Genomic DNA, 20,810 nt, shown 5'->3' on the forward strand with positions numbered 1-20,810 from the left:
CATCTTGTGTGTCACATATGTGGATAACGGGGACAAAAAGCGGCTGAGGAAAGCCCGATTCTGCCGGCGTGGACCGCTGGTGAGCGGTTCACCCGAGACAGGCCCGGCCGGATTCTGGCTCACAGCCTTTTCATTTTAGCTGGCGTGCATTATGTCTTTGGCGTCGCGCGGGGGCGCGTCTTGTCAATTCCAAGAGCATCCGTTACGCCCCGCCCATGACAGTTACCGTCCGTTTTGCCCCCTCACCAACCGGCCGCATTCATATCGGCAATGCCCGCACCGCCTTGTTCAACTGGCTGTTTGCCATGAACAACAAGGGCCGTTTCATTCAGCGCTTCGACGACACAGACATTGCCCGCTCGAGGCAGGAATTTTCCGACGCCATCCTCTACGACCTGCACTGGCTGGGGATTTTTCCCGACGCCACCGAATACCAGTCGCGGCGCTTCGAAACTTACGACGCGGCGGTGGAGCGGCTGCAGAGAGCCGGCGTTGTCTATCCCTGCTACGAGACCCCCGAAGAACTCGACCTGCGCCGCAAGGTGCGCCGCACGCGCGGCCTGCCGCCGGTCTATGGCCGCGAGGCGCTGGCGCTTTCGCAGCAGCAGATCGCCGAATACCGCTCCGATGGCCGCCGGCCGCACTGGCGCTTTCTGCTGCCGAATTTCACCAGCGATCCGCTGCAGCCCGAGCGCACCGAAGTGCACTGGAACGATCTGGTGCGCGGCGAGGAAACCGTCGATCTGGCCTCACTGTCCGATCCGGTGCTGCGGCGCGAGGACGGCACTTATCTCTACACGCTGCCTTCGGTCGTCGACGACATCGAGATGGGCGTCAGCCATGTCATCCGCGGCGACGACCACGTCACCAACACCGGCGTGCAGATCGCGCTGTTCAAGGCATTGGGCGCCGAGCCGCCTGTCTTCGGCCACCACAATCTCTTGACCACGGCCTCGGGCGAGGGCCTGTCGAAGCGCAGCGGTGCGCTGTCGATCGAAAGCCTGCGCGAGGAGGGCATCGAACCGATGGCGGTTGCCTCGCTGGCCGTCCTTGTCGGCACCTCGGAAAATGTCGCGGCGGTGCATGACATGCCGGCACTGGCCGCGCGCTTCGATCCCGCCGCCACGTCGAAATCGGCGGCCAAATTCGACCCGGACGAGCTGTTCGTGCTCAATCGTGCGCTCATGCACCACATGCCGTTTTCCGAGGCGCGGGATCGGCTGATCGTGCTCGGCATCTCCGGCGACAAGGCCGAGCCGTTCTGGCTGGCGGTGCGCGGCAATCTCGACCGGCTGAGCGACGCGGTCGGCTGGTGGCGCATCCTTGCCGACGGCCCGCAGCCCGCGCCGGAATTTTCCGACGAGGATCGCGACTTCCTGCAGCAGGCCTTCGACCTGTTGCCGGAAGAGCCGTGGACCGGTACGGTCTGGAAAGACTGGACGGCCAGGATCAGGGAAGCCAGCGGCCGCAAGGGCAAGGCGTTGTTCATGCCGCTGAGACTGGCGCTTACCGGACTTGCTTCCGGGCCGGAGCTTGCAGATCTATTGCCGCTGCTGGGTCGGGAAGGAACGCTGGCCCGACGACCCTGACCTTGCGCTGGTCCGGCGGGATCAGCGACACCGGCGACACCACCGGCTTGACGGCAAGGCGCTTGATGGCGGCGCGGTCGAGCCCGCCTTGTACGTTCGCCAGCGTCTCCGGATCCGCGCCTGGATCGGGTTTGGCCGCCGGCACCGGAATGAACGGCGTGGTCTCAATATCGGGCTGAAACTGCTCGGGCGGTGGCGGGTTACCGCCGATGATCTCGAAATTTCCGGCCTGCGCGTTGCAGCCACATGCCTGCGGCCGCGACTGGTTGGGTTGTTTGTAGAGATAAGCGGTAGGCAACTCGCTGTAGGGCCTCCCGGTCACCGACGACGTCATGTTGGCCGAATCGTCTTCCATGCCGCGCGAATAGAACACCTGCATTTCGGTGCCGGGGCAGCTCGATTCGCAATTCTTCTGGTCTCGCTCGAAATCGCCGAGCGAAGCCGAGTTCGACATCGGGAAGAAATAGCCGTCGCAGGTACGCACGCAGCTCGTATGGAACTCGCCGCCGACCGTCGGGAAATCCGGCACGCCGGGCTGATTGAGCACCCGGCGCACATTGCGCTCCTCGCCGGGATCATCGGGCTGATCGAGCGTGTCGATCTGCCGGTCGCCGCCGAAAAGCTGGTCGAACAGATCGCCGTCGTCGGGTTCGCGGCTGGCTTCCTGCAGCGGCTCCCGGCGGGGCGCGGGCTCGTCGCGGCAGCCATTGGCGTCGAGCGCGGCCAGGATGCGGCCGCGGTCGCGCCGCGAGCCGCCGCCGGCAAGCTGCGCGCGCTTGGCTTGCAACGCATCGAGATTGGCGTTCATGCGATCGATGCTGCTGTTCAGCGCAGCACATTGGCTGACATTGCGCGAAAACAGCGAAAACCCGCAATTCGCATCGCTCGCACGACCGCGCACCTTTGATAGCTGTTCGAACTGGCGGGAGATGGCCTTGTCATACTTCCGCACCATGCTGGAATTGCCGCCGCCATTCGATGAAGAAGCAAGCTCGGCTTCCAGTTGACGGCAAACGCGGGAGGCGGCCTGCGGTTCAGTGGTGGCGACGGCCGAAAGCACAAGCGCGCCGAGCAGCGCAGCCAGATGCTTCAGCCTCCATCGTCCGCCCGTCATTGGCCGAAACCCCGCTTGCCTGCCTGTCTACCGGATTCGCGGTTAACCGTTCCCTCAATCTACAACCAAAGATGGTCTTAGCCCATAGACGCGTTGCAGGAGGCGTTTGGGTAGAGCGGCAACTGTGCGATCTCACCGCTGCATGAAAAAGGCGCAATCGCCCCGGAATTATCCCACGATCCAGCAATGCCCCGGGGAGCTGGCATGATCGCGATTACCCGTCGAACCGCGCTGCAGTTCGGTCTGTTGTGCCTGGCGGCGCCCGCCGCCCGGGCGCAGGAAAATCCAGCCGCTCCGGACTGGCGCAGCAAATTGGTCGAAGCCGCGCGTGAGCAGATCGGCGTCACCACCTTCTACGACCCGGCCTATGTCCGCCTCGGCTATCCCGGCGGCGACGTCGCGCCGGATAGGGGCGTGTGCACGGATGTCATCGTGCGCGCCTATCGCCGCGCCTTCAATCTTGACCTGCAGAAACTGGTGCATGAGGATATGGCCGCCAATTTCGCCGCCTATCCCAAGACCTGGGGCCTGAAAGCGACCGACCGCAACATCGACCACCGACGGGTCGGCAATCTTGCCGCTTTTTTCGGGCGCAAGGGAGTTTCCTTGGCCGTAAGCGAGGATCCTGCCGACTTTCAGCCGGGCGATCTTGTCACCCAGATGCTGCCCGGCAACCTGCCGCACATCGTCATCGTCTCATCCGAACGCACGGCGGACGTGCCGGAACGAGCGCTGGTCATCCACAATATCGGGTCGGGCGCCCGCGAGGAGGACACGCTGTTCGCCTTCAAGCAGACCGGGCATTACCGCTTCGTGCCTGCGTGAGAAACTCAGCCGAAATGAACCACCGCCTGCGCCTTGTGCGCCGCCTCGACCACCGCCAACGCCGTCATGTTGACGACGCCGCGCGAGGTCACCGACGGGGTCAAGATATGCGCCGGCTTGTCGGTGCCAAGCAGGATCGGACCCACATGCAGCGCATCCATCATCGTGCGTAGCGCGGTCAGCGTGATGTTGGCGGAGTCGAGGTTGGGGAACACCAGGAGATTGGCTTCGCCCTTCAGCCGCGAATGCGGATAGACGCGCTGGCGCAGATGCTCCGACAGGGCTGAATCGGCATGCATCTCGCCATCGCATTGCAGGTCGGGCGCAACGCGCGCCAGGATCGCCGCCGCCTGCCGCATCTTCAGCGCGCTGGGAGAATCGCGCGAGCCGAAATCCGAATGCGACAGCAGCGCTGCCTTCGGCTCGATGCCGAAGCGCTGGATTTCCTCGGCCGCCAGAATGGTCATTTCGGCGATCTCCTCGGCCGTCGGGTCGACCGAGACATGGGTGTCGGTGAGGAAGATGATGCCGCGTTGCGAGATCAGCATCGACAGCGTCGACAGGTCGCGGTCCTTGACGCCCGCGCGTGGTCCGATGACCAGCGTCACATTGCGCAGATGCCGCTCGAAACGGCCCTCGAGGCCGCAGATCATGGCGTCGGCATCGCCGCGCTTCAGCGCCAGCGCGGCAATCACCGTATTGTCGGTGCGCACCATGGTGCGCGCGGCCTCCGTCGTCACGCCGCGCCGGCCGGCAAGCTCGATCAACAGGTCGACATAATGGCGGTAGCGCGGATCGTCTTCCGGGTTGATCAGGCCGAAATCGACGCCCGGCTTGATACGCAGGCCGTAGCGCTTCAGCCTGACCTCGATGACATGCGGGCGGCCGATCAGGATCGGCTCGGCAATGCCTTCCTCCAGCACCACCTGGGCTGCGCGCAGCACGCGCTCGTCCTCGCCGTCGGCATAGATGACGCGCTTGGCGGTCGACGCCTTGGCCGACGAAAACACCGGCTTCATCACCAGGCCGGAGCGGAAGACGAAGCGGTTGAGCTGGTCGATATAGGCGGCGAAGTCGGTGATCGGCCGGGTCGCGACGCCGGTGTCGCAGGCAGCCTTGGCCACCGCCGGCGCGATGCGCAGGATCAGGCGGGGATCGAAGGGCGAGGGGATAAGGAAGTCGGGTCCGAAGATCGGCGTCTCGCCGGAATAGGCGCGGGCGGCGACGTCGGATGGTTCTTCGCGGGCAAGCGCGGCGATCGCCCGGACCGCGGCCATCTTCATCTCCTCGTTGATGGCGCTGGCGCCGCAATCCAGCGCACCGCGGAAGATGTAAGGAAAACAAAGCACGTTGTTGACCTGATTGGGAAAATCGGAACGGCCGGTGCAGATCATCGCGTCCGGACGAGCGGCGCGCGCGACCTCCGGCATGATTTCGGGATTGGGGTTGGCCAGCGCCAGGATCAACGGCTTAGGCGCCATATGATCAAGCAATTCCGGCTTCAGCACGCCGGCGGCCGACAGGCCGAGAAAAACGTCGGCGCCAGGGATCACATCGGCCAGCGTGCGCGCCTCGGTGTCCTTCACATAGGGGTCTTTCCAGCGATCCATCTCGTCGGTGCGGCCCTTGTAGGCGACGCCGAAGCGGTCGGTGACCCAGATATTCTCTACCTTGGCGCCAAGCGAGACCAACAGGTTGAGGCAGGCGAGCGCTGCCGCACCGGCGCCTGAGGTGACGATCTTGATGTCGGAAATGGTCTTGCCTGCGAATTCCAGCCCGTTGAGCACGGCGGCGGCGACGATGATGGCGGTGCCATGCTGGTCGTCATGGAAGACGGGAATGCCCATGCGGGCCTTCAACTGCGCCTCGACCTCGAAGCATTCGGGCGCCTTGATGTCCTCGAGATTGATGCCGCCGAATGTCGGTTCCAGCGCCGAGATCGTCTCGACCATGCGCTCTATGCCCGGCGCGTCGATCTCGATGTCGAAGACGTCGATGCCGGCGAATTTCTTGAACAGCACCGCCTTGCCTTCCATCACCGGCTTGGAGGCGAGCGGGCCGATATTGCCGAGCCCGAGAACGGCCGAGCCGTTGGAGACGACGCCGACCAGATTGGCGCGCGCCGTGTAGTCGGCGGCGGTCGCCGGATTGTCGCGGATTTCGAGGCAGGGGGCGGCCACACCAGGCGAATAGGCCAGCGCCAGATCGCGCTGGTTGCCGAGTGGCTTGGTCGCCTGGATCTCGAGCTTTCCCGGCCTTGGATGCTTATGGAAGTAGAGGGCGGCTTCGTCGAGGTCCGAACGTGCCGTTTTCTTGTTCTCGCCTTCCATGCGGCCGCTCCCTCAAACCTGCTTTGCAGCCTTTTAGCACGCAAAAATGGTTTTTCGCGACGCCAAATGACGCAAGGGCGGCTAAAACAACCCGGTCCGGAAAGATCGAACTATTTCAGATGATTGCGCTGAAATCCTGCCGATTATCCATCAAGCCCTTCAGAACGCGCTGACATAGAGGCCGCCATCGACCGGGATGTTCTGGCCGGTGAGATAACCGGCATGGACCGAGCACAGAAAGGCGCAGATCTGGCCGAACTCTTCCGGCGTGCCGAGCCGCTTGGCCGGAACGTCGGCGCTGATGCGGGTCTTGCGCGCTCCGGCAGCTGCCGGGTCTTCCATCGTGCCGGCCTCATGCGGGCCGCGCAGCCGGTCGGTGTCGAGCTTGCCCGGCAGCAGGCTGTTGATGGTGACGTTGCGGTCGATCACCGTTCGTGCCACGCCGGCGAGGAACGAAGTCAGCCCGGCTCGCGCGCCGGACGACAGATCGAGGCCGGGAATCGGGACGTAGACCGACAGCGAGGTGATGTTGACGATGCGGCCGAAGCCGCGCTTGGCCATGCCGTCGATGACGGCCTGCACCAGTTCGATCGGCGTCACCATGTTCTGCGTCACGCCTTCGAGGATCTTTGCGCGGTCGAGTTCGCGGAAATCGCGCAAGGGCGGGCCGCCATTGTTGTTGACCAGGATATCCGGGTCGGGGCAGGCGGCAAGGAGCGCGTTCTGCACGTCGGGTTTCGAGACGTCGCCGACGATCTCGGTCACCTTCACGCCGTAGCGTTCGCGCAGTTCGGCTGCGGTTTTTGCCAGCAGCTCGGCATTGCGGCCGTTGACGACGAGATCGCAGCCGGCCTCGGCCAGCGCCATGGCGCAGCCGCGGCCCAGCCCTTTGCTCGATGCGCAGACGATGGCTTTCTTGCCCTTGATGCCAAGATCCATGACGATTTTCTCCTGTGAATGGCGCGGCACGCTAGCCCTTTGGCTGGCCCAATCGCAACCGTCATACGGTTGTTGCATGAATCGGGGCATAGCCTGCGCGAAAGCAACGGTGACGATCTGATGTCCGGTACAGAAACCCGCACTTTCCGCAGCATGTTCATATCCGACCTGCATCTCGGATCGAAGGCGGCCAAGGCCGAGTTCCTGATCGATTTCCTGCGGTATCACGACGCCGATATCATCTATCTCGTCGGAGACATCGTCGACGGCTGGCGTCTGCGGCGCAGCTGGCATTGGCCGCAGAGCCACAATGACGTCGTCCAGAAACTGCTTCGCAAGGCGCGCAAGGGCACCTCGATCACCTATATCGCCGGCAATCACGACGAATTCGCGCGCCAGTTCCAAGGCGTGCATTTCGGCGGCATCGTCGTTGCCGACCGCGCCATCCACGAAACCGCCGATGGCAGGCGCCTGCTGGTCATCCACGGCGACCAGTTCGACACCGTCGTCCACAATGCACGCTGGCTGGCCTATCTCGGCGACTACGCCTATGACGCGGCGATGCTGGTCAACCGCGCGGTGACGAGGCTGCGCCACCTGCTTGGGCTTCCCTACTGGTCGTTCTCGTCCTGGGCCAAGGTCAAGGTCAAGAAGGCGGTCAACTTCATCGGCTCGTTCCAGACCGTGCTGACTGAGGAGGCCCGCCGCTCGCACGTCGACGGCGTCATCTGCGGCCACATCCATCACGCCGCGATCGAGACTTATGAGGATGTGCAGTACATCAACACCGGCGACTGGGTGGAGAGCTGCACGGCGGTGGTCGAACATTTCGACGGCAAGATGGAGATCATCCACTGGGCGCTGGTGCTGCCCGAAGCACCGGACGAGCCGTTCATCCCGCTGCTCATCGAAGACAGGGTCGTCGAAGCGGCATAACCCTCCTGTTAATCGACTGGTCCAGGCAGTTTCGGACCGCTTTCGCGCATGTTAAGGGATCGATCTGCGTTGCAGCCCTTTGTGCAGCGTAATTGGATCGATTCATGTCGCTGCCGCCGCTCTCGCCCGAACAACTCGTCAAGCCGCGCCATTTCGAACTGCGCATGAGTCTGATCTTCGCGACATTATTCGTGTCGCTGGGAACGCATGTGCCTTATTTCCCGCTGTGGCTGCATGCCCAGGGTTTCCACGCCGAGCAGATCGCCATCATCCTGGCGGCGCCGATGTTCCTGCGCGTGGTGACAACACCCCTGCTGACCGCGCTGGCCGACCGGGCGAAGGACAGGGCGGATGTCTATATTGCGCTGGTGGCCGCGACGATGGTGCTTTCCGCCGGCTATTTTCTCACTCCCACCTATGCGGCGGTGCTTGCCGTATCGCTGGCGCTGACGGTGGTGTGGACGCCGCATTCGCCGATCGCCGATTCGCTCGCGCTGTCGGGCGTGCGCCGCTTCGGCTCGAACTATACCGCGATGCGCAAATGGGGCTCGATCTCCTATCTCTGCGCCAACGTCGCAGGCGGCTTTATCCTGGCCTGGACGAGCCCGCAGGCCGTGCCGGTAATCATCTTTGCGGCATTGTCTGCCGCGCTCGTCGCCGGATTGCTGGCGCCGCGGCTTGGCCGCCCGCGCCGGGCTTCGCCGCTATCTGCCGCCGACATCCAGCATCAGGCGCCGAGCCTTCTCAATCCGTATTTCCTGTATTTCACCCTCGGCGTCGGCATCATCACCGCCAGCCATGCCTTCCTCTACGGCTTTGTCTCAATCTACTGGAAATCGGTCGGCATCAGCGATTCCGTCGTTGGCCTGCTGTGGGCCTGGGGCGTGGTGGCCGAGGTCTGCATGTTCGTGTTTTTCAACCGTATTTTTGCCTCCGTCTCAGTCGTCAAGGTGATGCTGATCGCCGGCGTCGGCTCCATCGTGCGCTGGATCGCCTTTCCGTTGATCTGGCCACTCGGGCTTGGCGTTGCCGGTTTCTTCGGCGTCCAGACCCTGCATTCGGTGTCGGTGGCGATGGTGTTGATCGGCCTGCAGAAGATGATCGGCGAAACGGTTTCGGAAGAACGCACGGGTGCGGCGCAAGGCATTGCCTATTTCTTCAACGGCTTCTTCATGGCGGCGGTGACGCTGGCGTCCGGCCCGCTTTATGAGCGCTACGGCGTCGACGGCTTCCTGGCGATGATCCCGATCGCCATCATCGGCCTGGCGCTGATCGGGCTCGCCGCGCGTTCAGCCCCACAGCATCCTGTCAGGCGGTAACACCAGCGACCCCTGGTACACGAGGCCGGGCTGGCGGTCGCGGGCAAGCAGCAGCGGACCGTCGAGGTCGACGAAGTCGGCGCCTTGCGCCAAAAGCACTGCCGGCGCCATCGCCAGCGACGTGCCGACCATGCAGCCGACCATCACGCCGAATCCCAGCTCCCGGGCGCGGTCGCGAAGGGTAAGGGCGGCGGTCAGGCCGCCGGATTTGTCGAGCTTGATGTTGACGGCGTCATAGAGGCCGACAAGCGCTTCGAGGTCCTTCGCCTCGTGGAGGCTTTCGTCTGCGCAGATCGGCACCGGATGCGCGATGTGGCGCAGGATGGCATCATGGCCAGCGGGAAGCGGCTGTTCGATCAGGGCTATCCCATGTTCGGCGGCGAAAGCGAGATTCTCGATGATGTTGGCATCGGTCCAGCCTTCATTGGCGTCGAGGATGATGCGGCTGTCGGGCGCCGCTTCGGTCACGGCGCGGATGCGGGCCAAGTCGTTGTCGCCGCCGATCTTGACCTTGAGCAGCGGCCGTCCGGCATTGGCGCGGGCTTGCGCCGCCATCGCCTCCGGCTCGCCCAGCGACAGCGTGTAGGCCGTCACCAGCGCCGACAAGGGCACAGCGTGGATGGCGTCTGCGACCGCAACGCCGCTGATCTTCGCCTCCAGGTCCCACAAGGCGCAATCGATGGCGTTGCGGGCAGCACCCGCCGGCATCGCATCGAGCAGGTCCTTGCGGCTGATGCCGCCTTCTATCTGCCGGCGCATGGCCTCGGTGGCGTCGCGCACCCCCTCCATGGTCTCGCCATAGCGCTTGTAGGGGACGCATTCGCCCCATCCGCGATTGTCCCCATCGCTGATCGTGCAGGTAATGACTTCGGCTTCGGTCTTCGACCCGCGCGAGATGGTGAAGGTGCCGGCAATGGGAAAACGCTCGGCCTCAACCGAAATGACACGCGCCATAATTTTCTGCTCCGGCTATGCGACAACGCGTCGTCGGCAAATCGACAGGTACGACCCGTCAGGCTAAACAGGACGCCATGTTGACCATCGGCAAACGCGACGCAAGCGGCAACGCCGCCAAGGAGGCCGACCACCAGCCCCGCGTTGCGGTCGGCGAGGAGGGCGGCGTCCTCGGCTGCGCTTTCTCCGGCATCTGGACGACGACGACAGTGGCGCTGATCGACGCCGAGATGCGCAAGATCGAGCAGCGCAAAGGCTACCAGACGCTCGCTTTGGATCTTTCCCACATCGAGAAGATGGACACCGCCGGCGCCTGGCTGATCGATCGCCTGGTCAGTGTCTTCGAAAAGAAGGGTGTCGAGATCAAGATGCAGGGGCAAAGCGATGTCGCCTCGATCCTGCTCGGCGCCGTTGGCGAAGCTGTCCGGCGCGAGCCCGAATCGCGCGGCGTCCGGCGCCCCAACATCATCCTCCGCGGGCTGGAGGCGGTCGGCCGCCGCATCTATGAGATGCGCGACGATTTCCTCGCCTCGATGAACATCCTCGGCGCCACCATCGGCGGCGCCCAGATGAAGCTCGGGCGCGGCCATGCCATCAATCCGGCGGCGATCTTCAACCAGATCGATCGCATGGGGGTCGGCGCCATCCCCGTGGTGGTGCTGATGTCGGCGATCGTCGGCGCCATCGTCGCCCAGCAGGGCGCCTACCAGCTCAATTATTTCGGCGCCAACATTTTCGTTGTCGATCTGGTCGGCGTGCTGATCCTGCGCGAACTCGGCGTGCTGATGACCGCCATCATGATCGCCGGCCGCTCCGGCAGCGCCATCACCGCCGAGATCGGCTCGATGAAGATGCGCGAGGAGGTCGACGCGCTGAAGGTCATCGGCCTCAACCCGATCGGCGTGCTGGTGTTTCCGCGCCTGGTGGCGCTGGTGATCGCGCTGCCCTGTCTCACCATCGTCGCCAATTTTGCCGCTCTTGGCGGCGGCATCCTAGCCGCCTGGCTTTATTCCGGTATTGCGCCGACGGCCTTCATCGACCGGCTGCGCGGCGCGATCGATATCAGCACCATCTTCGCCGGGCTGATCAAGGCGCCGTTCATGGCCATGATCATCGGCACCATTGCTTCCGTAGAAGGCATGAAGGTCGGCGGCAGCGCCGAATCGCTGGGTCTGCACGTCACCGCCTCGGTTGTGAAATCGATCTTCGTTGTCATCATCCTCGATGGCCTTTTTGCCATCTTCTACGCATCGATCGAGTTCTGACATGATGCGCAGAAACTCAAAGGCGACCAAGGCTATGCAGGGAACGGGCGAAAGCGATATCGTGCTGTCGGTGCGCGACATCACCGTTGCCCTGGACGACAAGCTGATCCTCGACAAACTGGCGCTCGACATCAAGCGCGGCGAAATCCTCGGTTTCGTCGGCGCCTCGGGCGCCGGCAAATCGGTGCTGCTGCGCACGATTCTCGGCCTGCTGCACAAGCAGTCCGGCACGATCAAGCTGTTTGGCCTCGACCTCGAAAAGGCCAGCGACATCGAACGGTTGCGCATCGACATGCGCCTTGGCGTGCTTTTCCAGCACGGCGCCCTGTTTTCGGCGTTGACCGTGCAGGAAAACGTGCAGGTGCCGATGCGCGAATATCTCGATCTGCCGAAGAAACTGATGGACGAACTGGCCTTGCTCAAGATCGAACTGGTCGGCCTGCCGCCGGACGCCGCGCAAAAATTTCCCTCGGAGCTTTCGGGCGGCATGATCAAGCGCGCCGCCCTGGCGCGGGCGCTGGCGCTCGACCCCGACATCGTCTTCCTCGACGAGCCGACTTCCGGCCTCGACCCGATCAGCGCGTCCGAATTCGACGAACTGGTGGTCAAGCTGCGCGATACAATGGATCTGACGGTCTATATGGTGACGCACGATCTCGACACGCTGTTTACCGCTTGCGACCGCGTGGCGGTGCTCGGCAACAAGAAAATCCTGGTCGAAGGCACGATCGACGACATGCTGAAAAGCGAAGAACCGTGGGTCAAATCCTATTTCCGCGGAAAACGCGCTCGGCAACTTGATCTTGCCGCGCGCGCATAGACATAAGTGGGGCAATGGAAACCAGAGCCAACTACGTAATTGTCGGCATTTTCACCCTGGCTGCAATCCTGGCGGCGTTCGGGTTCGTCTATTGGACCGCCCAGATCGGTGATCGCGGCGAGACGGCGGAGCTGCGCGTGCGCATTCAGGGTTCGGCCTCCGGCCTCGGCCCCGGCAGTCTGGTGCTGTTCAACGGCGTCAAGGTCGGGGTGGTCAAGCGCGTCTATTTCGACCGCAATGACCCCAATGCCGCCATTGCTACGACCGAGATCGACCAGACAACGCCGCTCACCAAATCGACGCAGGCCGATATCGGCATCGCCAGCCTTGCCGGCCAGGTCAACATCGAATTGAAGGGCGCCGATCCCAAGGAACCGAACCTGCTGGAAGAGGCGGCAAAGGAAGGCAGGACGGCCGAGATCATCGCCAATCCGTCAGCGGTCACCAACCTTCTGCAGACGGCGCAGAACATCTTCACCCGCGCCGACAAGGTGCTTTCCGACCTAGAAGGTTTCACCAGGGATGTGCGCGGGCCGCTGACCCAGACCGTCAAGAACGCCCAGACATTTTCCGATGCGCTGGCCAGGAATGCCGACGGCATCGACAAGTTCCTGACCGCCGTCAGCGCGGTGTCGGATGAGCTGAAGGGTGTTTCCGGCAAGCTCGACGGCACGCTGAAGGCTGCCGAAGGCCTGCTCAATGCCGTCGACAAGGACAAGATCAAGAGCATCGTCGCCAATGTGGACGCCGTCACCGCCAATCTGAAGGAGACCAGCGGACAGCTCGACGGAGTGATCAAGAACGTCGATACCGCGGTCGGCTCGGTCAACGATTTCGCCACGCGCACGCAAGGCACGCTGGCAAAGGTCGACATTGTGCTCGACGGCATCGATCCGGCGCAGGTGCGCGTGGCGCTCGCCAACATTCAGAAGGCCAGCGAAAATGCCAACAAGGCCGCCGCCGACATCGCCAAGGTGACCGACAAGTTCGCCGACCGGGCCGACGACATCGACGAGACGATCAAGGACGCCAAACAGCTTGCGTCGCGCCTCAACGATGCCTCGGTGCGCGTCGACGGCATCCTGAAAAGGGTCGATACGCTGCTCGGTTCGGGCCAGGCCGACGGCGTCATGGCCGATGCCAGGGACACGCTGAAGTCGTTCAAGCAGGTCGCCGACACGCTGAACGCCCGGCTTGGCACGATCACCGACAACATCGCGCGCTTCTCGGGCCAGGGCCTGTCGAATGTCGAGGCGCTGGTCCAGGACAGCCGGCGTTCGATCAGCCGCATCGAAGAGGCGGTGACCGATCTCAGCCGCAACCCGCAGCGCATCCTGTCGGGCGGCGACGGCGAGGTCCGGCAGTTCGATGGCAGGGCACGGCGTTGACTTCCGTGCCCGCCCGCAGCAATTACATGGATCGCGGATGCGGATTCATCATACGATCCGGGGACAGTGGGGATCACGCGTGACGTTCGGGTTGGGTGGGTATAGATCGGCAGTCGTTTTGCTTGGCTTGACGCTGGCTGGTTGCGCGGCATTGGGAGGCAAGCCGGCGCCGCTCGATACGTTCGAGCTGTCCGCCCCGTCGATCGACGCCCATGGCCACAGCCGCCGCCAGATCCTGATCGCCCAGCCCTCCGCGCTCAAGGCGCTGGACAGCCAGAACATCGTCATCAAGCCGTCAGACCGCTCGATCCAGTATCTCAAGGGCGCGCAATGGGCCGACCGGCTGCCGCTGATCGTGCAGGCGAGGCTCGCCGAAACCTTCCAGCGCTCCGGAAGCTTTGCCGGCGTCGGCAAACCGGGCGAGGGGCTGGCGATCGACTACCAGGTGATCGTCGAGATCCGCTCCTTCGAAGTCCGCGTCAATGGTGGCGAGCATGCCGAGGTCAATCTCTTCGTGCGCATCCTGAACGACCGCAACGGCGAGGTGCGCGCCTCGAAGAGCTTCACCGCATCCGCTCCCGTCTCCGGCGGCGGCAATCCGGCCTATGTCAACGCGCTCGACAGCGCCTTCGGCGAGGCGGCGAAGGATATCGTGGGCTGGACGGATTCGGTGATCTGAGCCGGTCGAGGCTTCGAACGATCGTTCGTCGCGTTAAACCAGCACTCGACCAAATATCGCAGGTTCGCGCTGCCCCTCATTGCGCTGCCGGGCATTTCTCCCCGTATAGTGAGAAAGAACGCCATCGCCAATGATTTCGCCAATTGTCACCGTCGCAGTATGGGCGGCGAGGCTGATGCCATCTCCCTTCACCCTCGCTATACGGGAGAAGGTGCCGGCAGGCGGATGAGGGGCAGCGCAGACCGACGATTTTGCACAAAGAAAAAGGCGGGAACTTCCCGCCTTTTCTGTGTCTGTGGTGTCGCCTCAATCAGTGCAAACGGCCGCTCGCATGGGCCAGCATGGTGTAGACCTTGCCGGTGTCCGACGTCAGGTAGGTCTGCGCCATGATGTTGTCGCGGTCGTTGCGCGAGACGTCCTTGAGCAGCTTCTCGAAATCGTCGCAGTAGCGGTCGACGGCGGCGCGGAACTCCGCCTCGGCCTGATATTTGCGGCGGATTTCGTCAAAGGTCTGCTGGCCCTTGAGCGTGTAGAGGCGGCGCGTGAACACGTCACGCTCGCCGCGCCGGTAGCGGTTCCACAGCTCGATCGAGGCGTCGTGGTCGATCGCCCGGGCAATATCGACCGAGAGCGAGTTGAGCGACTCCATGACATGCAGCGGCGAGCGCTGGACGGGAGTTGCGCGCGGTGCTTCCGCGGGCGCTGCCGGCCTGGCGACTTCCTCCTCGCGCGATGCCCCGGTCAGGAGATCGCGCACCCAGCCGCCTTGCGGCGTGCGGGCGTTGGCGTCGCGCTGGCGCGGTGCTTCGGCAGGGCGTTCGATATCGAGCGTGCCACGCAGGCCGCCGAGCGGCGCCTGCGGAGCAGGGCGCTCCGGCTGTGGCGCCGGCGGCGGGCGGCGTACCGGCTCGGCCGGGCGCTGCACTGGCGCCTGCGGCGCCGGGCGCAGGGCGCGCGGTTCGGCATTGTCGCCGCCGCGTCCCGATTTCGCAACGATATCCGAAAGTTCCTTGAGCGCGTTGATCTGCTCGGCAACGGCACGGCGGATCGCCGAGGTCGATTCCTTGGCCTCTTCCGGCATCTCGATGACGCCCTTCTTGAGCTCGGCGCGGGTGAGGTCGAGCTCGCTCTTGATCGAGCTTGCGGTGCGCCGCATCTCCTCGGTCGCATCGGCGAACCGGCTGGTTGCCGAATCGACCACTTCCGTTATGGCGATGCGGATCTTGTCGGCTGATGCCAGCGTCTTGCCTTCGGCATTCTGCATCGTCTGGCCGACAAGGTTTTCGAACGAACGCATCACCTTCTCGAGGTCTTCCGACTTCTTGACTAGGCCGACGGCGAGATCTTCGAGCGACGATTGCCGCTCAAGCGTGTGCTCCAGATTGCTCTGCGCCGAGCTCAACAGATCCGAAGCCGAGGACAGCAAGCGGCTGTGCTCGTCGAACTTGGTGGCGATCGAGGCCACTTCGCGCAGGGTCGACGACGACAATTCGGTAAGCCGCGTCGTGTTCGAATCGACCAGGCGTGCCGAGCTGGCGAAGGTCTGCGCGGCCTTTTCGGTGGTTGCCGCGAAGCTTTGCGTGCTGCCGCTCAGACGTTCGTCAACCTGGCCGAGGTTGATCGCCGCCTGTTCGATCAGCTCACCAAGCTGCGAGCTGGAGACGCTCATGCGGCCGATGAGGTCGGCGACGCTATCGGCGAGCGACGAGCGCGCGCCTTCGACGGCCGACAGCGTTTCGGCGGTGCGGCTGGCGAGCGCGTTGACGAGGGCGGCATTTTCGCTGCGCAGCTTCTCGGTCGCGCGTTCGGTGACCTCTTCCATGCTCTTTTGCAGTTCCGAGCCGCCCTGGGCGAAGCGCTCGACCAGCGGCCGCGCGGTTTCGTCCAGGATCTTCGCCATCTCGGCCGAACGCGCCGCCAGCATCGTGTTGAGCTCGCGGGTATTGGTGCCGATTGTCTTGGCAGCGTCGTTGGTGCTTTGGCCGATGTGCTGGCCGACCGCGGTAAAAGTCTCCGCAATCGTGTTGGCGCGCGAGATCAGCTGAGCTTCTGCGCTGGAAACCTGCTCGTTGAGCTTCTGGCCCATCGTCTCCGTCGTATAAAGAAGGCGGTTCTCGACGCTGGCGACCTGTTCCTCGACGCGCGAAGCTGCGGACGCAACGCTCGCGGCCAGCCGCTCGTCGGCGCCGGCAAGAGCCTGCTCCATCTCGCGGGCGTGGACGGCAAGTTCCTGGCCGGTCTGGCGTGCGCGTTCGGCAACACGCTGCTCGGTGCTGGCGAAGGCACCGACGATGTTGTCGGCATGCTCGCCGATTGTCGACGTGGAGTCGGCGATGCGCGACACCAGGCGGTGATCGGCCTCGTCGAAGATGCGGCTGATCTCGGTGGCGCGTGCCGACAGCGCGTCCGAACCCTCGGCAATGCGCGAGATCAGTTGCTGGTCGGCGGCGTCGAAGATGCGGCCAAGGTCCGAGGCGCGGGCGGCCAGCGCTTCGGCGGATTCGCCGATGCGCATGCTCAGCCGCTGGTCGGCGCCCTCGAAGTTACGCAGGATGTCGCCGGCGCGGTCGGCCAGCGACTGCGCCGTCTCGACCGCGCGGGCGACCAGCTTCTGGTCGGCGGCGTCGAACGTGCCGGCGATCTCGCCGGCGCGGGCAGCCAGCCGTCCGGCCGTTTCTTCGGCGCGGGCGAGCAGCGAGTTCGACGTCTCGTCATGCCGGGCAAGCAGCACGCTCGTTGTGTCTTCGGCGCGAGCAAGCAAGGCATTCGTCGTATCCTCGGCGCGAGCAAGCAGGGCGCTCGATGTGTCCTCGGCACGTGCGTGCAGACGGCGATCCGCGTCCTCGAAGGTGCGGGCGATGTCCTCGGCCCGGGCCAAAAGGGCGGCCGAAGTCTGCTCGGCACGCTCGGCGATCTTGCGGTCGGCGTCACTGAAGGCAGCACCGGCCTGTTCGTGCAGCGCGCTGGTGACTTCCATCACCTTCTCGCGCAGCGCGCCGGCAACGAAGACGGCGCTCTTTTCGAGCACGCTGCGGACATTGTCGACACCCACCGACAACGCGCGCTCCATGGTTCCGGCGCGCTCTTCGATGATGCCGGTCTGCTTGCTGAAGGCCTGCTCGATCTTCTCGACATCGGCAGCGATTGCCGCCGAGATATCGGTGCTTCTGCCGGCAATCTGGTCGATATGGCCCGACAGCGAGCGGTCGACATCCTTACGTATGTCGGCGAGCTTTGCCAGATCGTCTTCCAGCGCCTGGGTCAACATGTTGCGGCCTTCGGCCAGCTTGCCGACATGGCCGGCGATGATGTCGTCAACCTCACCGCGGCTTGCCGACAGCTTCTGCAGGTCGGCTTCCAGCGCACGCTTCAAGATGTCTCGGCCCTCGGCCAGCTTCTCGACCTGGCCTGCGACCAGTCCGTCGATGCTCGACCGGCTCTCGGCCAGCTTGGCGAGGTCGTCCTCGAGAGCCTTCGACAGCGTCGCGCGATCCCGGACGAGCTTGTCGCTGTGACCCTCGATCAGGCTGTTGACATTTTCCAAATCCGCTTCCAGCACCCGTGCGAACTCGCCACGGTTTTCGCTCAGCTTCTGCGACTGGTCGGCAATGGCGCTCCTGATCGCATTGAGATCGGCTTCGAGCGCCCGTGTGAGGATGTCGCGGCCCTCGGCGAGCTTCTCGACCTGCCCGGCGACCAGCCCATCGATGTTGGAGCGGCTCTCCGCCAGCTTGGCGATGTCGTCTTCCAGTGCCTTTGAGAGCGCCGAACGGTCCTGGACGAGCCTGTTTTGATGATCGGCCATGATGCCGCTGACATTGTGCAAATCGTCCTGAAGCGCCTGGGATAGCGTCGAACGATCCTGGACAAGCCGGCTCGAGTGGTCGGTGATCAGGCTGTTAACATTCTGAAGGTCATCCTTAAGCGCCCGGGATAGCGTCGAACGATCCTGGACAAGCCGGTTCGAGTGGTCGGCGATCAGGCTGTTCACATTTTGCAGGTCGGCCTCCAATGCCTTGGAAAGCTGACCGCGCTCTTCCGCCACCTTGTCGGAATGACCCGCGATGGCACCCTTGATGGTGTTGAGGTCGGCTTCGAGCGCGCGCTTGAGGATATCGCGCCCCTCGGCCAGCTTCTCGACCTGGCCGGCGACCAGCCCGTCGATGCTCGACCGGCTCTCGGCGAGCTTGGCGAGGTCGGCCTCGAGCGTCTGTGACAACAGGCCACGATCGTCGGCAAGCCGGCTCGAATGGTCGGAGAGCAGGCCTCTGATGCCGGATAGGTCGTTCTCCAGCGCCTTGCTGAGTTCGGTTCGGTCCTCGGCCAGTTTCGCCGAGTGGTTCTCGATCACGCCCTTGATGCCGATAATGTCGTTTTCGAGCGCCTTGGTCAGGATGGCGCGGCCTTCGGCGATCTTTTCAACCTGGCCGGCGACCAGCCCGTCAATCGAGGCGCGGCTGTCGGCGAGCTTGCCGAGATCGGCTTCCAGGGCGCGCGACAGAATGTTGCGGCCTTCGGCCAGCTTACCGACATGCCCGGCGACCATTTCGTCAATGATCGTACGGGCTTGCACAAGTTTTCCGGAGTCTTCATGCAAAGCCTGGTTGAGCCGGTTGCGGCCTTCTTCAAGCCGCTCGAGATGGCTGCCCAGCGACGCGTCGATGGCGGCGCGCGACTCGTTGACCTTGCGCAGATCCTCTTCCAGGGCGCGCGAGATCAGGTTGCGGCCTTCGGCCAGCTTCTGCACCTGGTTCGTTACGGCCGCATCGATGCCGGCGCGGCCCTCGGCGAACTTCGCCAGGTCCGCCTGCATGGCAGCCGCCATGCGTTCGCGGCTTTCGGACAGCTTGCGGCTGTGGTTTTCGACGGCGTCCTCGATGCCGACACGGGCATCGGCAAGACGCTGGATGTCGGTGTCGAATGAGCGCGACACGACATGGCGGGCGGCTTCCATCCGGCCGGCGAAATCGCTGGCGCGGGCTTCGAGCATCGACGAGGTCGACGAGACGATGTCGGCCATGTCGGCGCCGATCTGGGTCTTGCCCTGATCGATCATGGCCGACAAATGATCCTTGCTCTCGGCAAAGGTGTGGGCGATCTCGCGGGCGCGCTCGACCAGCGTTTCGTTGATCTGGCGGGCGCGCGCCTCGAGCGCGGCGTTGAGCTTCTGCGTGCCGGTATCGAGTGCTTCGGCGCGGGTCTGAAATTCGCTGATCAGCGCCTGGCCGCGCTCGGCCAGCGTCCGCTCGATGCCGTTCAGGCTGGACTCGAATTCCGAGCTCAGGGTGCGGGCGGCGCCGCCGAGCAGCGACACCATACCGGTGGTGCGGTCGTCGAGCAGGTCGGTCAGCGACCGGGTCAGGCCGTCTGTGGTGTCCGTCAGCTTGGCGATGCGGGTGTCGAGCAGCGAAGCAAAGGCTTCGCCCGACGTCGACAGCCTGTCGGTGATTGAATCCAGCCGGGTTTCGACGGAATCGAAGATCGACATCGAGCTTTCATTGATGCGGTCGATCAGTGTGTCGCCGGAATTCGTGATCGTCATCGACAGCTTGGTCGACGCGTTGAGGATAGAGTCGCGAATAATGTCGGAGGCGGCGCCGATCTCGTCCTTCAGCGTTTCATGCGCGCCGGTGATCGAGGCGCGCACGCGCTCGGCATGAGTGACGACGGCTTCGCGCTCGCTGCCCAGCCCGTCGACCAGCGACCGGATGCGCGATTCATTCTCCGAATAGGAGCGTTCGATCTGGTTGACCTCGCTGTGGACCAGCGTTTCGAGCTCGACGGCGCGCGCCAGCGTGCGCTCGATGCCTTCGCCCATCGCCGCCACTTCACGGCGAACGGCCTGGCCGATCATCATCACGCGATCCTGGGCGAGGTTTTCCGGCTCCGCCAAGCGGAAAGCCACCTCCGTCATCGACTGCGCGGCAATGCGCATTTCCTGCGCGCGGCGGATCATCGCCGCGAAGGCCCAAAACAGGACGACCGGTATGATTGCCGCGATCGCCAGGCCGATCAGTTCAGGGCGGGCCAGGATTTGATCGAATGTACGAATTTTCCAGATGCTGGGGCCAAACAGCAGATTGGCAAGGCCGCCGGCGCCGGCGATCCAGGCCAGCGACACGAACGCCACGACCCAATAGATCGTGCTCGACGCGCGCCGGTTGAGGCTGTGCAGCAGCGTCTTGTAATCTTTTTGGCGGTCATCGTTTGCCGGCTTGAAGCCGGCTGGCTGGGCGCTGTTGCGCGATTCGACCGGGCGCAGCTCGGCGGGCTTGGCTGCCGGCTTCGCACTCTGGTTTTGTTGGACGGACGCGTTTTGAGCGGGAGCGGGCTTCTGGGGGCGGCCTTCGCGCGCCAGTTCGTCCGCGGCCTGCGATATCTGCGCTTCCAGATCTTCCATCGACGCCGCGATATCGAGATCGCCGCTGCCGTCTCCGCTGAGATCGAGGTCTAGCGCCTTTTCGAGTTCCCTGGCTACGTCGCTGTCGAGAGTTCTGGTCGTCGTTGGTTTCTTCGCCATGCCTTCGCTACCCTGTACTAGCTGCCGAGGGACTTCTTATTTTTGCCTGATTCTGGCTCGTCTTATCCCACGCAGGAGGCTGAAAATGGACCTTCGTATCGTAATGACACACAGGGGTAAAGAAAACATGCA

The 20,810-nt window shown here is 63.9% G+C and carries 13 protein-coding genes; 8 read left to right on the forward strand and 5 right to left on the reverse strand.

Annotated features, from left to right (window positions below):
* Positions 1 to 215: 215 nt before the first annotated feature.
* The gene (gene gltX, locus NLY36_RS30840; protein ID WP_023684934.1) at positions 216 to 1,589 is read left to right on the forward strand and encodes a glutamate--tRNA ligase; all 1,374 of its coding nucleotides are present in this window, start codon (positions 216 to 218) and stop codon (positions 1,587 to 1,589) included.
* On the opposite strand, the gene NLY36_RS30845 is transcribed toward gltX, so the two are convergent.
* Positions 1,507 to 2,703, reverse strand: coding sequence for a DUF2865 domain-containing protein (locus tag NLY36_RS30845; protein WP_023736543.1), 1,197 nt, complete (start codon positions 2,701 to 2,703; stop codon positions 1,507 to 1,509). The two genes, gltX and NLY36_RS30845, sit on opposite strands and share 83 nt — an antisense overlap.
* A gap of 204 nt (positions 2,704 to 2,907) precedes the next feature.
* Between NLY36_RS30845 and NLY36_RS30850 the strand changes: the two genes are divergently transcribed.
* Complete coding sequence (locus NLY36_RS30850) at positions 2,908 to 3,528, forward strand: DUF1287 domain-containing protein (protein ID WP_023736544.1); 621 nt, start codon at positions 2,908 to 2,910, stop codon at positions 3,526 to 3,528.
* Between the two features lie 5 nt (positions 3,529 to 3,533).
* Here NLY36_RS30850 and NLY36_RS30855 read toward each other — a convergent pair whose 3' ends face one another.
* Both NLY36_RS30855 and NLY36_RS30860 read right to left on the reverse strand, forming a co-directional pair.
* On the reverse strand, positions 3,534 to 5,858 hold the full coding sequence (locus tag NLY36_RS30855) for an NADP-dependent malic enzyme (RefSeq protein WP_023684938.1): 2,325 nt from the start codon (positions 5,856 to 5,858) through the stop codon (positions 3,534 to 3,536).
* Positions 5,859 to 6,017: 159 nt separating this feature from the next.
* Positions 6,018 to 6,797 (reverse strand): SDR family oxidoreductase, encoded by a 780-nt coding sequence (locus NLY36_RS30860; protein ID WP_023736545.1) that lies wholly within the window; start codon positions 6,795 to 6,797, stop codon positions 6,018 to 6,020.
* Positions 6,798 to 6,917: 120 nt separating this feature from the next.
* Here NLY36_RS30860 and NLY36_RS30865 point away from each other — a divergent pair, with 120 nt between their 5' ends.
* Complete coding sequence (locus NLY36_RS30865) at positions 6,918 to 7,733, forward strand: UDP-2,3-diacylglucosamine diphosphatase (RefSeq protein ID WP_023715971.1); 816 nt, start codon at positions 6,918 to 6,920, stop codon at positions 7,731 to 7,733.
* 104 nt (positions 7,734 to 7,837) lie between these two features.
* On the forward strand, positions 7,838 to 9,052 hold the full coding sequence (locus NLY36_RS30870; protein WP_023715970.1) for an MFS transporter: 1,215 nt from the start codon (positions 7,838 to 7,840) through the stop codon (positions 9,050 to 9,052).
* On the opposite strand, the gene dgcA is transcribed toward NLY36_RS30870, so the two are convergent.
* Positions 9,023 to 10,006 (reverse strand): N-acetyl-D-Glu racemase DgcA, encoded by a 984-nt coding sequence (gene dgcA, locus NLY36_RS30875; RefSeq protein ID WP_023694173.1) that lies wholly within the window; start codon positions 10,004 to 10,006, stop codon positions 9,023 to 9,025. The genes NLY36_RS30870 and dgcA overlap by 30 nt on opposite strands.
* 77 nt (positions 10,007 to 10,083) lie before the next feature.
* Between dgcA and NLY36_RS30880 the strand changes: the two genes are divergently transcribed.
* The 4 genes from NLY36_RS30880 to NLY36_RS30895 are packed head-to-tail and all read left to right on the forward strand — an operon-like array spanning position 10,084 to position 14,158.
* The gene (locus tag NLY36_RS30880; RefSeq protein WP_023694174.1) at positions 10,084 to 11,271 is read left to right on the forward strand and encodes an MlaE family ABC transporter permease; all 1,188 of its coding nucleotides are present in this window, start codon (positions 10,084 to 10,086) and stop codon (positions 11,269 to 11,271) included.
* Position 11,272: 1 nt separating this feature from the next.
* On the forward strand, positions 11,273 to 12,091 hold the full coding sequence (locus NLY36_RS30885) for an ABC transporter ATP-binding protein (RefSeq protein WP_023694175.1): 819 nt from the start codon (positions 11,273 to 11,275) through the stop codon (positions 12,089 to 12,091).
* A 14-nt stretch (positions 12,092 to 12,105) separates the two neighbouring features.
* Complete coding sequence (locus NLY36_RS30890) at positions 12,106 to 13,479, forward strand: MlaD family protein (RefSeq protein WP_023736546.1); 1,374 nt, start codon at positions 12,106 to 12,108, stop codon at positions 13,477 to 13,479.
* 37 nt (positions 13,480 to 13,516) lie between these two features.
* The gene (locus NLY36_RS30895; RefSeq protein ID WP_460221573.1) at positions 13,517 to 14,158 is read left to right on the forward strand and encodes an ABC-type transport auxiliary lipoprotein family protein; all 642 of its coding nucleotides are present in this window, start codon (positions 13,517 to 13,519) and stop codon (positions 14,156 to 14,158) included.
* Between the two features lie 310 nt (positions 14,159 to 14,468).
* On the opposite strand, the gene NLY36_RS30900 is transcribed toward NLY36_RS30895, so the two are convergent.
* The gene (locus NLY36_RS30900) at positions 14,469 to 20,678 is read right to left on the reverse strand and encodes a kinesin (protein ID WP_286461624.1); all 6,210 of its coding nucleotides are present in this window, start codon (positions 20,676 to 20,678) and stop codon (positions 14,469 to 14,471) included.
* Positions 20,679 to 20,810 lie beyond the last annotated feature (132 nt).

Origin of the sequence: Mesorhizobium sp. C399B, from assembly GCF_030323185.1 — a bacterium.
Classification (GTDB): domain Bacteria; phylum Pseudomonadota; class Alphaproteobacteria; order Rhizobiales; family Rhizobiaceae; genus Mesorhizobium.